Origin of the sequence: Pedobacter arcticus A12 (assembly GCF_000302595.1) — a bacterium.
In the GTDB taxonomy this organism is placed as follows: Bacteria; Bacteroidota; Bacteroidia; order Sphingobacteriales; family Sphingobacteriaceae; genus Pseudopedobacter; species Pseudopedobacter arcticus.
On the sequence record NZ_JH947125.1, the window covers coordinates 860,761 to 876,095 of the forward strand.

The window sequence follows — 15,335 nt, forward strand, 5'->3', positions numbered from 1 at the left end:
ATATTTATGTATAAGCAATTTTTAACAATTATAATTTTTGCGATAGCTATTGGATTAAACGGTTGTGTGCAAAAGAAAATGGTAACAGGCCAAAGCTGGTCATTCCAGCCGTTTGTGCGTCCTGTCAGCTATCCAGTGATTTCTCCGGATTCAAATACCACCTTTTTAGATCCTATAAGTGGCAAAGTAATCCGCTGGGAAGCTAATGATACTTTTAATCCAGCTGCTACGGTAAAGGGTGATAGTATTTACGTGATTTATAGAGTCGAAGATAAATCTGGTTTAGGAATAGGGGAGCGTACCTCACGACTTGGTTTAGTCGCCAGTGCAGATGGTTTAGCCATGAATCGTAGAAGTCAGCCAATACTTTATCCTGCTAATGATAGTCAAAAGGAGAATGAATGGATGGGTGGTTGTGAAGATCCCAGAGTGGTAATGGCAACTGATGGCACTTACGTTATGATGTACACCCAATGGAATAAAAAGGTGCCCCGACTAGCTGTTGCTACTTCTAAAGATTTAGAAAACTGGGACAAACATGGGCCTGTATTTAATCAAGCCTACGGCGGAAAGTTTGCGGACTTGGCAAGTAAATCTGCATCAGTAGTTACGACTGTTGAAAATGGTAAGCAGGTAATTGCTAAAATAAACGGTAAATTTTATATGTATTGGGGAGAAGAGTTTATCAATCTTGCTACATCTGATGATTTGATTAACTGGACTCCAGAATTGGATGAAAGTGGAGATTTGAAAAAAATAATTCTCCCGAGAAAAGGTTATTTTGATAGCCAACTCACTGAATGTGGCCCTCCTGCAGTACTAGCCGATAATGGGATTGTATTGCTATACAACGGAAAAAATTTGGAAGGCAAAGACGGAGACCCCAATTATACAGCTAAGACTTATGCAGCAGGACAATTATTATTTGATGCCAAAAAACCAGGGAAATTATTGAATAGATTAGATAAACCTTTCTTTGTGCCAACAGAATCTTTTGAAAAAAGTGGTCAATATCCGTCGGGGACGGTTTTTGTAGAAGGTTTGGTGTACTTTACAGATAAATGGTTTTTGTATTATGGCTGTGCCGATTCTAAAGTAGGAGTAGCTGTTTACGATCCCCCTAAAATTAAATAATGCGAAATTTAGACAAACGGCTTTTACTTTGTGCTTTCTTTGGGCATTTTTGAAAAAAACACTAGAAATTGCCATTATAAAATATACATGTCAGGAATTCTTTTTTTTAAACACGATTTTTTGTACCTGAAATAACAAATACGGCTATTGGCTGTACAACAATATATTAACAATAATTTTCAAATATGATGAGATGTTTTTTTATTTTATTTTTACTTTCTTCTTTAATAACTAATAACCATGGATATGCTCAATCTGTAAGCTATACAAAATTGCAAAAACCATGGAATTCGCAATGGATCGCAGCGCAAAATGATAGCGGAATAGCATATGGGGTATATTATTTTCGGAAAACCATCGATCTAACAACAAAACCAGATTCCTTTATCGTCAATGTATCGGCAGATAATCGATATAAATTATACGTTAATGGTAAATTGGTTTCATTGGGGCCAGCTCGTGGCGATACATACTTCTGGAATTACGAAACTGTTGATATCGCTCCATACTTATACAATGGAAAGAACACAATAGCCGCCCTCGTCTGGAATGAAGCGGAGCATCGTCCAGAAGCTCAAATATCTGTTCGTACCGGTTTTATTTTGCAAGGTAACTCCAAGGAAGAGGAAATACTCAACACAAACGATTCTTGGAAATGCATCAAAGATGAAGGTCATCAACCTATACCCGGATATTTTTTCGCGGCCAGTAAAGGAGAGATGGTTGATATGAATAAAACTATCAAAGGGGATTGGACAAAACCCGGTTTTAATGATATTGGCTGGCCCAAAGCCAGTAAGGTTGAGGACGGAAAGCTAAAAGGAATGGAATGGGGAATTGGTTGGGCATTGGTGCCTTCCTCTCTGCCTCAAATGGAAATGACCTATCAACGCATACCGAAGTTGCGTAAAGCAGTTGGAGTAAGTGTTCCTATCGCATTCCCTGCTAAAAAAGTTTCGTTTACCATACCTGCAAATACAACAGCTACACTTTTGTTAGATCAAACTTATGAAACCAATGCTTACGTAACCTTAACTTTTAGTGGTGGTAAAGATGCAGGGATTTCCTTAGGATACGCCGAGTCGTTATACAAAAAAGGCACCAAAGGAGTTGAAAAAGGCAATCGTGATGAGATTGAAGGTAAAGAATTTATTGGGAGAACTGACAGCCTTATTGCAGATGGAACCAAAGAGCAGTCTTTTACTACTATGAATTTTCGCACCTATCGCTACATTAGGTTGATCGTACAGACGAAAAACGAACCTTTGGTAATTGAAGATCTGTACGGTACTTTTACCGGATATCCTTTTAAAAGAGCTACAGTTTTCAATACCGATAATAAGGAAATCAAACAAATATTGGATATCGGCTGGCATACGGCTAGGTTAAATGCAATGGAAATTTACACCGATTGTCCTTATTATGAGTTGTTGCAATATATCGGTGATACCCGCATTCAGGCGATGGTTTCCTATTTTAATAGTACTGATGACCGGTTGGCCAGAAATGCCTTAAATCTTTTTGATCATTCGCGACTTGCTGAAGGGATAACTAGGAGTAATTATCCTTCAAAAGGAACTCAGATAATTCCTGGATTTTCTTTATGGTATATCGGGATGCTTCATGATTATTGGATGTATAAAAATGACAGCGATTTTATAAAGAATAAATTAGTGGGAGAACGGGCCATATTAGACTTCTTTAGCAAGTACCAACAAGCCGATGGTTCTTTAGCAAATTTCCCTTATTGGGGATTTGTTGATTGGGCAGGTAACTTATGGGGCGAAGTTAAAGATCAAGATGGCAGTGCCGCCATTTACGATTTGCAGTTACTTTGGGCATACCAGTCCGCCGCAGAAATGGAAGCAAAAATTGGTCTGCAAGATTATGCTGATATATATAATAATAAAGCGAAGCAGTTGAAAGCCACCATCCAAAGCAAGTACTGGAACGCGACAAAAAAATTATATGCTGATACAAAAGAGCAGACAGGCTATTCACAACATGTTAATTCTCTTGCTATACTCACAGGTATGCTAAGTGATACAGCTATGGAAACCGTAGCTAATAATATGCTAAATGATGGAAATATTACCAAATGCTCTGTATATTTTAAATATTACTTACATAAAGCACTGGTTAAGGCAGGTTTGGGAGATAATTATATGTCGTGGCTGGATATCTATCGCGAAAATATAGCCATGGGACTTACCACCTGGGCAGAATATTCTGACGTGAACACTTCCCGATCAGATTGCCATGCTTGGGGCAGCAGTCCTAATGTAGACTTTTTTAGAGTGGTTTTAGGTATCGATAGCGACGCTCCTGGTTTCCAAAAAATAAAGATAGAACCACATTTAGGAACAATTACCAAAGTTAGCGGAGAAATGCCCCATCCAAATGGGAAAGTTGCTGTGGCTTACGCGTTTAATAAAGGGAAATGGAAAATAGACATCAGTTTCCCTAAAAATACAACTGGTACATTTGTATGGAAAGGAAAAACTTATGAGCTTAAAGCTGATAAAAATGTGTTTGAATTCCAATGATATTCTATTTAAGATATATTTTAAAATAAGGCGATTGTACCTTTTTTTTAAAATTTAACCTGCATTCAGGCATTTAAACCTAATCGGTTAACAACCAACATACATAGCCTTAAAAAATTAGGGCTATAAATCAATATCAATTGATCAATACAAAATGAAAATAATTAGAACAACAATTTTTTTAAGCTTAATCATTTTATTAATTAGTCAGAGTTTCGCCGAAAGCAAAGACAGCTTAATGTTGTCCTCCGTATTGCAGAGCAATATGGTACTGCAACAGAATAAGCCTTTTAAAATTTGGGGCAGTTCGTCGCCAAATACGGAAATCTACATACAGGCCGATTGGATGCAACATCCGTTAAGTGTTACATCAAGTACTAATGGTGATTTCTTGGCGATTATTAATATACCAAAGGCAAAAAAAGGAGACTTCACTAAACACAGCGTAACCGTGAGTTCTGCTAAAAATACAATTAAACTAAATAATCTTTTGATTGGTGATTTATGGCTTTGTAGCGGACAATCAAATATGCAATTCTCTGTAAAGGAGATGAAAGGTGCCGATGAGGAGATATCATTTGCAAATCAACCAAATATTCGGCTGCTAAACGTTGCTTTAAATTTTAGTGCTCAACCTATCAATACAATAGATGGCAAATGGGTAGAATGTTCGCCGGAAACAGCACAGAAATTCAGTGCAGTAGGGTATTCATTTGGTAAAGAGTTATACGAAAGTTTAAATATTCCGATTGGACTCATATTCTCTGGAATAGGTGCTTCAGGAGTCCAAGCTTACATCCCACAGGATGTTTTAGAAAACGACACGCTTTTAAACAGCGTTTATTTACAGCCGTATTTACAAAGTCCAAAATCAAAAGAAAAGATTGACGGCGGTTTCTCTTTTGAAAAAGTAATGCGTCCTTCTCTGTTATATAACGCTATGATCAATCCTTTAGTTAATTTATCAATACGTGGGATTTGCTGGTATCAGGGCGAGGCAAATCATGCAGAAAGAAAGAGTTATACTATGGCCACACAAGAGATGATTAAATCTTGGCGAGAGAGGTTTGGACAGGGAGAATTGCCTTTTTATTATGTGCAGATTGCCCCGTATGGTCATGAAAAAGAAAATCCAGCGTTAGCTAAAGACGCTTTCTTTAGAGAAGCCCAAGCGAAAATTTCTGCGCTGAACAATACAGAAATGGTAACTACAATTGATGTTGGTGACGCAAAGGACCTTCATCCAAAAAACAAGAAACCCGTTGGTATTCGTTTAGCTAAAACCGCTTTGAATAGGATTTACGGACACTTAGATGTAGTTTTTAAAGGTCCCGAGTTTAATTATGTAGAGTTTAAAAAGAAACAAGCTATTATCCATTTTAAACCAGAGACGTTAGGCTCAGGCTTGAATACAAATGATGGAGCAGCGCCGTTATTTTTCTTCATAGCTGGCTCAGATCAGATTTTCTATCCGGCGCAGGCCGAGATTATAGAGAATGTGGTTAAATTAAAATCTACCAAAGTAAAGCAACCTGTATCGGTTAGGTATGCCTTTTTTAACTATCCAGTTACCAATTTACAGAATAGAGAAGGTTTTCCAGTTGTTCCTTTTAGAACGGATAATTGGCAAGAAGCAACTTATTGAAAAATAAGTTGCTAAAACGTTTTATTATTGTTTATTTAGCAAAAAATATCGAAGAACATTCATGTCTTCTCATTTGTCCAATTATCTTTAATTAAATATAATGAATTCAAAAATAGCATTCACAGAGAAGAAATTTCTAGTTGTATTGGTATTTGTAACCTCAGTTTTCATGCTGTGGGGTATAGCTATCACCATGGGTGATGTGCTTAATAAGCATTTTCAAGAAGTACTTAACTTATCAAAGTCACAATCTGGGTTGGTTCAGTTTTCAATATTTGGTGCTTATTTCGTAATGGGGATTCCAGCCGGCTTGTTTATGAAAAGGTTTGGATATAAAAAGGGAATTTTGTTAGGATTATCTCTGTTTGCATTAGGATGCTTTCTCTTTATCCCTGCCGCAAACACAGCCTCATTTGGTTTCTTCAGAGTTGCACTTTTTATTTTGGGCTGTGGTTTATCTACTTTAGAAACTGTGGCTCATCCATTTATTGCCTCTCTAGGGGATCAGCGTTCTAGCGATAGACGCATAAACTTTGCGCAATCTTTTAACGCATTAGGAACAATCATTGGTCCGGCCATCGGGTCGTATTTTCTACTTAGTGCAAGTACCGGAAGTGAAGGACTTTACTCGGTTAAGGTTTTGTATTTGGCTATAGGGATAGGTATCACTATCATAGCGATCTCTTTTTCTTTTATAAAAGTGCCCTCGCTTATTAATCCTCATGCCACTACCGCTGTTAATGGAGAAGCTTTTAATATCGACCATGCACCACAGAAAAGCCTTTTTCAGCATAAGCATTTTGTATGGGCTGTAGTAGGTCAGTTTTTTAACGTGGCGGCACAAAGCGGCACATGGGCATTCTTTATTAATTATGGTCACGAAGTAATGGGTTTTGAAGAGGTAAAGGCTGGTAACTTCTTAGTTCTATTCATGGTTATGATGTTAATAGGGAGATTTGCTGGTACTTTTCTGATGCGTTTTATAGCACCCAATAAATTACTGGCTGCTTTCGCTCTGTTTAACGTTTTAATGTGCGTTATCGTAGCACAAGGATTTGGATGGGTTTCATTTGGTGCATTGTTGATGATCAATTTCTTCTTTGGTATAATGTATCCAACAATTTTCAGTTTGGGTATTAAAAACTTAGGGAAACACACAGAGCAGGCATCGTCTTTCATATCAATGGGAGTAGTTGGAGGTGCATTTTTTCCTATGATTATGGGATTAGTCGCAGATTACGATGTTGCTAAGTCGTATTATTTACCTATACTGTGTTATATGGTAATTTTTTATTTCGGATTTAAATTTCAGCAATTGAAAAATTCTTAAAAGATAAACTAATGTTTTTTTTGATTAATTTACTTAAATTTATTTTCGAGAGTAATTACTGCAAAGTCAATCATTAATTATACTCTAAATCCTCACTTAAAAATCATGATCTTGAAAAAGAAGCTGTCTATCGTAGATCTTGCCAAGCAATTAAATATTTCACCAACCACGGTTTCTTTCGTTTTGAATGGAAGAGCGAAAGAAAAAAGAATTAGTGATGATTTGGTGGAGAGAGTACTGAAACATGTAGAAGAGGTAGGATATAAGCCCAACGCTTTAGCTCAAAGTCTTCGAACTGGAAAAACTAAGATTATTGGGTTAATGGTAGAGGATATCTCGGATCCTTTTTTTTCAAGTGTTGCCCGACTTATTGAGGAAAAAGCTTACAAAAGTGGTTACAAGATACTTTATTGCAGCACTGACAATAATACTGAAAAGACTAAAGATCTTTTAGATGTGTTTAGGGATAGACAGGTGGATGGTTATATTATCAGCCCACCGGAAGGCATTGAAGACGAGGTGTCATCTTTAGTAAATGGTGGTATCCCAGTGGTGCTTTTCGATAGATACTTCGCAGAAATAACAACAGATCATGTAGTGATAAATAACGAAGAGAGCTCTTATAATGCAGTAGTAGGGTTGATTAATTCCGGCTGTAAGGAAATAGCTTTTATTACTCTTGACTCTCTGCAGTCGCAAATGCAAGATCGTTTAAAAGGATATGAGAGAGCTTTAAACGAACACAGTTTAAATCACCATGTCAAGGAGATATCTTTTTTTCAAGACAGCGAGAATATAATTAAACATATTACGAATTTTTTAACTAGAAAAGATAACTTAGACGCTATTCTGTTTGCAACTAACTATTTAGGAGTCAGTGGGCTAAAAGCAATTAAGGCTTTAGATTTAAAAATACCCGAAGATTTGGCCATTATATCCTTTGACGATTATAGTTTATTTGAACTTCATTCTCCTTCCATAACCGCGATCGCTCAGCCGATCGAAGAAATCGCTGAAAAGGTCATTACTATTCTTTTAAATAAACTTAATCTCCCCGCTAAGTATAAAAAAAACCAGGCCATAGTTTTATCTACTAACCTTATTTTAAGAAACTCATCAGTGAAGTGATATTTTTAACTGTAGGCAGTAGTAATTCTTGGTTATTTTCTATATTTGCTAAAACGTTTTAATATACCGCATTAGTATTACCAAAACATAGTATAAATTAATTTAAAGCCATATTGCAATATGGTTTCTATCACAGTTTAATGAATTCGAGAATTATTTTAGGAGTAGATATCGGTGGATCTCATATCACGTGTGCGTTGGTGAATCTAGAATCGAACACGATAATAGAGAATACTAAATTTAGATTAAGTGTTGATTCTGGAGGAGCGGAGATTGATATTGTTAATAGGTGGATTACTGCTATAAAAGAATCTCTTAAGTTATTCGGCCCCGAGTTAGTAAATAAGATTGGGATATCTATGCCCGGTCCATTTCAATATGATAGTGGGGTTTGTTTAATGAAAGAACAAAGCAAATATGACGCTTTATATGGACTAAACATTAAAGATATATTGGCCCAAAGATTGGGTTTAGACTCTAACCAAATCCGATTTGACAACGATGCTAGTTGTTTTTTACGAGGTGAAGTACTTTCAGGCGCTGCGAAAGGTGTGAATTGCGCACTGGGTCTTACGCTAGGGACAGGTCTTGGATCCGCAAGGTTTTCTAATGGATTAGTGGAAGACGCTAACCTGTGGAACTGTGAATTTAAAGAGAGTATTGTTGAAGAATATTTATCTACAAGATGGTTTATTAAAAGATATTTTGAACTATTAGGGATTGATATTTTAAATGTCAGGGATTTAGTTGAGGAAGTTCTTCACCATAAGACAGTAGCTTTAAGCGTATTTGAAGAGTTTGGAAAAAATTTGGGAGCTTTTCTAGTTCAGTTTATTAATAATGAGCCTCTTGTTGAAGTAGTAGTGCTAGGAGGGAACATCGCAAAAGCTTATTATTTATTTGGAAGTGAAACTGAAAAGTATTTGCAGTCTGCCGGAATAGATGTAAAATTAAAACAAGCGGAATTAGGTGAAGAGGCTGCATTAATCGGTGCTGTCGCAGAATAGAGAATATATTTTGAATCTTGACACTCGCTAAGGCTGACGTTGAAATCTATCTTTGGAAATAGCATAAGCATGAATGAATGTATGAGATAAATGTTTTTAAGTTTTCTTCTTGTTTTTAATTGTAGTTAAACTAAGTTTTTGCTGTAAATTAATTTTTAAGAGCCTCGGATAGATTCTTTAAATGATTATATTGAATCTCTTTTAGTATAATAAAAAGGGACTTCTATATGTCTGTGTGAGTTTTCTAAAATCATATTTGCAGCAGCCTCTCCAATGAATTTAAAATCAGTGGAAATTGTTGTTATCCCATTAAAAATGTATTTTTTTATTGGAGTTTCGTTATACGAGATAATTCCCACGTCTTTTCCTACTGTATATCCTAGTTCAACAATGTGTTCAAAAAGTATGGGCAGTTGTTCTTCCAATAAGTTTATAAACACATCTCCGATACTCACCGAGTTTTTTAAAACACAACCAATTATCTCATAATTGAAGCCATAATGTTTACAAAACCTTTCAAATCCCACTGTTATTTCAATGGGGAAGTAGCCAGAATCTGGGAAAATCAATTTTATAGTTGCATATTTTTTTAATTGTTGCCTAGCTTGTACAAGCGCTCGATAGATATCTTCGGTGAAGTTTTCAAAGACTACACCGTACCCGCCGATAATACCTCTGACATTTTTTCCCATCAATATCAGTTTTTCGGTTGGGAGTGTATTTAGAATTTTGTGCACATCATCTCCACCACTAGTAAAGTGAGGGATGATTACATAATGCGTATATTCCTTTTTATGTGATTGGATTAACTTCTTGAATAAATTAAAATCATTGTTGTAAATGTGCAAATCAATAAGCGCATCCTCTCCAAGTTTCTCGATAAACGCATCGTAGATCATCTTCTTTGGATTACTAAGTTTATTAAAAAGCACTAATATCTTGAACTTACATCTATGTTCAGAAGTGCAAAAGTAATATCCTTTACCGGGGAAAGAATCTATAACCCCAATCTGTTTTAGGTATCGGTAGCTTTTTTGAATAGTTTCTCTTGATATATCTATTTTATAGCTCACCTCATTAAGGGAAGGAAGTAGATAATCATGCTCAATTACTCCAGCTTCTAAGGCTATAATCAGGGAATTTGCTAACTGTAAGTATTTTGGAATAGCCGATTTTTGATCAATTATCAAGTATTCAAATAAGGGAGAGTCTCTCATTCATTGAAGATCATTGGTTACAATAAATATTAACAAAGTAGTTTTCTAATTTAGCTAAATCGTTTTATTTATTCTATATGAATTATTGAAATATTTCGGGGAGTTTATCGATCGTTATTATAAATAGCACTCAAAATCTATTTCTACTTCTAAGTATCTGGCAAAAATTATACAGCACAGTCTATAACAGTTAAACCCTTATCTTAATTAATTTTGTTATTGAAGCCCTAGCCAAAGAGAAATCTATTTTCTCTGCTCGATTATAAACTATAAAAAAATAAAATTATGAGAAACAGAATGATGTTGCTAACAGCGGGTATGCTTGTATTATTGTATAGCTGTAGCGAGAAACAGTTGACGGATCCCACGGAACGCAGTTCAATAAAAGCGATGAGTGTAAGCAGTGCACCCTCGGCTTATGGAACTTTTGTTATTACAAATGTCTCCAGCAGTAAACTTTTGCAAGCTGATCCTGGGGCTGATTTACTTTCTATTCAAGTGCCCAATATTCAACAAGGGACCAGTTTTGACAGTGGTCCGGGTTCTGCGGGTAATCAAAAATGGTATTTGATACAACAGGGAACTGGACCCATAACATCTACCACAGGATTTAAAATCATGAATGTTGCTTCAGGGATGTTTTTGGAGGCTCCTAACAGTACTGCCGGTAGTCAGCTGCAATTAAATGGAAGTCATGGTTTTCCAAGTCAGATATGGACTATCCAGAAAGTGACTGGTCAAAGCTATTATTTCATAAAAAATGCTAACGGTTTAGTGTTGACTAACGTAGGTGGTTCTACCACTGACGGTACGGCGATTACTCAAGGAGTTTTAATAAACAACCCTACTCAATATTGGAGTTTAGGAGCTATCGAAGCTGAGGCATATCGCGATGACACTGTTGTAAGATTTTTTAGAAGAGGAAATGTGTCAAATACTACTGTTGCTTTTGATGAGGGGAAAAGTATCCCACTAACTTATGGTACTAATAATGGGAAAATATTGTGGATAACTCAGGATGCTTACGCTTCTAGTCAGCTGAAATCAAATGGCCAACTATCTTGCCAATTTTTTTCATACCATAACTCGGCGTTATTGCAGCCTTCGATTACCAATTGGACATCAGCATCAACTCCGAATATTACTACTACAAGTAACTCAGGCACTGGAGTAAGTTTATTAGAGATAATAAAAAGTCCGGGTAGTCATAATTCAACATATAGTTGGCCGTCAACAGGCGTAGAAATTGGCAGTAATATTTTTTTATGGACACACGAGTCAGCTAATGGAGTTACTCCTGCTAAACAGGTACTCAATAAAATTGCCCAGTCAAGCAGTAGCACTGCTTGGGGAAATGTAACACGTCTTACACCTAATGGTGTATCAACACAGTACAGAGTGAATTACTCAGCAGGCATGGTTAAGAAAACTTCAGGAGATACAGTTTACGTTTGGGGAAGGGCTCAGACTTATTTTAACGAAAACAAAATACTTTTAGCAAGGTTCCCCACTAATAGCCCCACATCCTGGACTTTTTGGAGGGGTAATAGCTGGGCTTCTACTCCCGATACAACTTCTGCTTTTGCTGGTAAGATTACTGTAGGTAGTGGAACTACTGCACAGCAGAATGCAACAATATCTTATGTTAACGGGAAGTATGTGATGATGCAGATGGATTTGGGCTTTTTCTGTGACCCATCTGCAAGAGGAGTTTATATTTCTACAGCAATGACTCCTTTTGGTCCTTTTACTACGCCTAAGTTAGTTTATACTATTAACGATACCTATAAAGGTCATTTTGCGAAGTATTATACGCCTTCAATACATGGACACTTCGTCAATGGTAAAAATGAATTGTTATTGACCTATAGTTTAAACTATAATGCAGATGGAGGTAGTTGTCCCACCCAAACTTGTTTTGATGGAAACCAAGACCCTAATTTTTACCAAGTAAAAGCTATTAGAGTCCCTTATTCGTTGATTGGTTTGTAATGATCATCAAGTTTAAAAGAGACTGTCCCGATAGGCAGTTTCTTTTTTTTTAAAATATCAATCCACAGTATTTATACCTCCAAAAAGATTTAATTGGAAAACTGATACAGCTGAAAGTGTTTTTTTATAGAGCGAGGTAAAAGAAAATATTTTAGATATTTCGCTTATTATAAGAGAGAGATTAGTAATAAAAACTCGATAGGAATCCTGCATAGAAAATATCATATTTGGATTTTCCTCACCGATTTATATCAAGTAACAAGATTTGATCTGTTTGTCCATGACAGTCCATAACAGCTCTCTGTTCATTCCTGCTTATTTTTGGGTTCAACGAATTATCTTTAACAATACAAGTTCAAACATTTGGTTTAAAGGAAAGATTAAAAAGATATTTGTTGATATATATACTTGTGTGGCTGTTAGCGATGCTGGTTTTAGCAATCAAGCTATGTAACTTCAATGCAGCAAACAGTCGCTAATAGCAAATACGGAAAGTCCAAACTGTTGCCGACAGATATATCGCCTTAAACCTGTTTGTATAGGTCGTAAAGAACTAAGAAAATGAAAGTCGCATTATTTATCCCCTGTTACGTAGATCAGTTTTATCCGAACGCCGCCATAGCGACTTTGCAGCTATTAGAAAAATATGGGTGCGATGTGAGCTACCCTAAAAATCAGACCTGCTGTGGGCAACCGATGGCAAACTCGGGTTTTGGGCATTTAACAGGTGGTTGTAACCGTAATTTTGTAGATAATTTTAAAGATTTTGATTACATCGTGGCCCCATCCGGTAGCTGTGTTTTGCACATCAAGGATCATCTGCATGATGAGCGGTTTCCAGCGGAAGCCAAAAAAATAAGAGAAACAACCTACGAACTCGTTACTTTTTTAACAGATGTGTTGAAAGTTGATAATTTAAAAGCAAGCTTTCCGCATAAGGTAGGGATCCACCAGAGCTGTCACGGATTAAGAGGTTTAAAGCTTGCGCAGATGAGCGAGCTGACCGCACCAGCTTTTTCTAAACCCGTCCATTTATTGAACATGGTTGATGATATTGAAATTATAGATTTAGACCGTGTTGATGAATGTTGTGGATTTGGCGGAACATTCTGCGTGGCAGAAGAAGCAGTATCTGTAAAGATGGGAAAAGATAGGGTTTCCGATCATGTTTTACACGGAGCAGAATACATTACCGGAGTTGATTTATCCTGCCTAATGCACATGGAAGGCTTGGTCAAGCGAGAAAAGAAAGTGATCAAAGTTATCCATATCGCAGAGATTTTAAACGGAGGAGTACAATGAAAGTAGCAGACCACGCAGAGCGAGCCAAGGTGTTCAACGAAGATGAAAAGCGTGTCGATTGGCATGATGAAACCCTATGGTTTGTCCGCCATAAGCGGGATCTTGCCACCCACGGAATCCCCGAATGGGAAGAACTGCGGGAAGCAGGTTCACAGATCAAAAATCATACACTCTCGAACCTAAACCAGTACCTACAGGATTTTGAAAAGAACGCCCTAGCCAAGGGAACCGTTATCCATTGGGCAAGCGACGCCAAAGAACACAATGAAATTGTACTGGAGCTCTTAAAAAAGCACCAGATTACAGAAATGGTAAAAAGCAAGTCGATGTTGACCGAAGAATGCCATCTTAATCCTTTTTTGGAGGCAAACGGCATCGAAGTGATCGATTCTGATTTAGGAGAACGTATTGTGCAGCTGGCAGGAGAAGCTCCGAGCCATATTGTATTGCCCTGTATCCATAAAAAGAAAGAAGAGATAGGAGAGCTTTTTCATATCCATTTAGGCACTCCAAAAGGAAATGCAGACCCACAATTGTTGACCGAAGCGGCTCGTCAAAGTTTAAGAAACACCTTCTTGACCCGGAGAGCTGCATTAACAGGTGTCAACTTCGCCGTAGCCGAGACCGGCGAATTTGTAGTCTGTACCAACGAAGGAAATGCCGATATGGGTGCGCATTTAGCAGACATCCATATCGCCAGTATGGGAATCGAAAAAATTATCCCTCAGCGTAAGCATTTGGGAGTGTTCTTAAGGTTATTGACCAGAAGTGCAACCGGCCAGCCTATAACCACTTATTCCAGCCATTTTGCAGGACCTGCAGCGGGTAAAGAACTGCATATTATTTTGGTGGATAACGGCAGGACACGCCAGTTGGCAAGACCAGATTTCAGAAATTCCTTGAAATGTATCCGTTGTTCCGCGTGTTTTAATACCTGCCCGGTTTACCGTAGAAGTGGCGGACACAGTTATGACAGTGTGATTGCAGGCCCTATAGGTTCTATCCTCGCACCCAACTGGGATATGAAAAAGAATGCAGACCTGCCTTTCGCATCTACACTCTGTGGTTCATGCACTAATGTGTGCCCGGTAAAGATTGACATCCACGAGCAATTGTACAAATGGAGACAGGTAATTGTGAAAGAAGGATTTGTGGATCCTAAAAAGGCAATCGCCATGCAGGTAATGGCTAAAACTTTAGCTTCTCCAACTTTGTACCGCATTGCCGGAAAAGCAGCCCGGACAACGCTTAAATATGCGCCGTTTATGGTAAACAATAAGTTTAACGCCTGGTATTTACAACGGGATATGCCGGAAGTGCCCAAATCATCTTTTGGGGAATGGTACAGCAAAAACAGAACGAACAATGACTAGCAGAGAGAAAATATTGAACGCGGTAAAAGACAGTCAGCCAGATTTATTGCCCTTACCCGACCTTAGTTTGTTCTACCCAAACAACGATTCTGTGGAAGAAAACCTTAAAAACTTTATCAGCATAGCTGAACGTATCGGTGCAAAAGTTTATCAAGTTCAAAATCACTCCGAAATCATGACCCATTTAAAAGAAGATCTTGATTTGGAAGGGAAAAGAATAGTTTCCGCAGAACTGGATGCGATTGTTGATGAATATACAGGGACAGACAATCATGATTTGGCCGATGTAGAACTGATGATTTTACCTGTCCATTTTGGAGTTGCCGAAAACGGAGCATGCTGGCTGGATGATGAGCTTTATCAGGAAAGACTGTTGCCGTTTATTCCACAGCATCTGGCATTTATTATAAAGAAAGAGAACATCGTGGCCACCATGCACCAGGCTTATGAGCTGATTGCTGATAAAAGTTACGGCTTCGGTGCGTTTATCGCCGGTCCATCAAAAACTGCGGATATTGAGCAGAGTTTGGTTTTGGGGGCACATGGACCGAGGAGTTTACGGGTGTTTGTTGTTTAAAGAAGCAATCGTGAATAACACGTCTTTGACCCAGCGGTTTTTCATAATTATCCATTTATGGAAATCAAGCTGAGGCAATGTATC

Annotated in this window: 11 protein-coding genes; 10 read left to right on the forward strand and 1 reads right to left on the reverse strand. The window is 37.5% G+C overall.

The genetic code is table 11. The annotated features are described in order from the left end of the window. The first annotated feature begins 6 nt into the window (after nucleotides 1–6). From B176_RS0104960 to B176_RS0104985, 6 genes are all read left to right on the forward strand, one after another. The gene (locus tag B176_RS0104960; protein ID WP_017257678.1) at nucleotides 7–1,134 is read left to right on the forward strand and encodes a glycoside hydrolase family 130 protein; all 1,128 of its coding nucleotides are present in this window, start codon (nucleotides 7–9) and stop codon (nucleotides 1,132–1,134) included. 185 nt (nucleotides 1,135–1,319) lie between these two features. Beyond that, nucleotides 1,320–3,680: an alpha-L-rhamnosidase-related protein gene (locus B176_RS0104965; RefSeq protein WP_017257679.1), complete on the forward strand. Its 2,361-nt coding sequence runs from the start codon at nucleotides 1,320–1,322 to the stop codon at nucleotides 3,678–3,680. A gap of 154 nt (nucleotides 3,681–3,834) precedes the next feature. After that, a complete protein-coding gene (locus tag B176_RS0104970) occupies nucleotides 3,835–5,325 on the forward strand; it encodes a sialate O-acetylesterase (RefSeq protein ID WP_017257680.1) in 1,491 nt (496 codons plus the stop codon). Nucleotides 5,326–5,425: 100 nt separating this feature from the next. Beyond that, nucleotides 5,426–6,655 (forward strand): sugar MFS transporter, encoded by a 1,230-nt coding sequence (locus B176_RS0104975; RefSeq protein ID WP_017257681.1) that lies wholly within the window; start codon nucleotides 5,426–5,428, stop codon nucleotides 6,653–6,655. A gap of 105 nt (nucleotides 6,656–6,760) precedes the next feature. Next, nucleotides 6,761–7,783, forward strand: a complete 1,023-nt coding sequence (locus B176_RS0104980; RefSeq protein WP_017257682.1) for a LacI family DNA-binding transcriptional regulator — start codon at nucleotides 6,761–6,763, stop codon at nucleotides 7,781–7,783. 140 nt (nucleotides 7,784–7,923) lie between these two features. Continuing rightward, a complete protein-coding gene (locus B176_RS0104985; RefSeq protein ID WP_017257683.1) occupies nucleotides 7,924–8,790 on the forward strand; it encodes an ROK family protein in 867 nt (288 codons plus the stop codon). A 185-nt stretch (nucleotides 8,791–8,975) separates the two neighbouring features. On the opposite strand, the gene B176_RS0104990 is transcribed toward B176_RS0104985, so the two are convergent. Beyond that, complete coding sequence (locus tag B176_RS0104990) at nucleotides 8,976–10,007, reverse strand: GntR family transcriptional regulator (protein WP_017257684.1); 1,032 nt, start codon at nucleotides 10,005–10,007, stop codon at nucleotides 8,976–8,978. Nucleotides 10,008–10,292: 285 nt separating this feature from the next. Here B176_RS0104990 and B176_RS0104995 point away from each other — a divergent pair, with 285 nt between their 5' ends. From B176_RS0104995 to B176_RS0105015, 4 genes are all read left to right on the forward strand, one after another. Beyond that, the gene (locus B176_RS0104995) at nucleotides 10,293–11,999 is read left to right on the forward strand and encodes an RICIN domain-containing protein (protein WP_017257685.1); all 1,707 of its coding nucleotides are present in this window, start codon (nucleotides 10,293–10,295) and stop codon (nucleotides 11,997–11,999) included. A 561-nt stretch (nucleotides 12,000–12,560) separates the two neighbouring features. Further along, on the forward strand, nucleotides 12,561–13,301 hold the full coding sequence (locus tag B176_RS0105005; protein ID WP_017257687.1) for a (Fe-S)-binding protein: 741 nt from the start codon (nucleotides 12,561–12,563) through the stop codon (nucleotides 13,299–13,301). After that, on the forward strand, nucleotides 13,298–14,674 hold the full coding sequence (locus B176_RS0105010) for a lactate utilization protein B (RefSeq protein WP_017257688.1): 1,377 nt from the start codon (nucleotides 13,298–13,300) through the stop codon (nucleotides 14,672–14,674). Before B176_RS0105005 ends, B176_RS0105010 begins: the two co-directional genes overlap by 4 nt. Beyond that, nucleotides 14,667–15,251, forward strand: coding sequence for a LutC/YkgG family protein (locus B176_RS0105015; RefSeq protein ID WP_017257689.1), 585 nt, complete (start codon nucleotides 14,667–14,669; stop codon nucleotides 15,249–15,251). Before B176_RS0105010 ends, B176_RS0105015 begins: the two co-directional genes overlap by 8 nt. The last annotated feature ends 84 nt before the right edge of the window (nucleotides 15,252–15,335 follow it).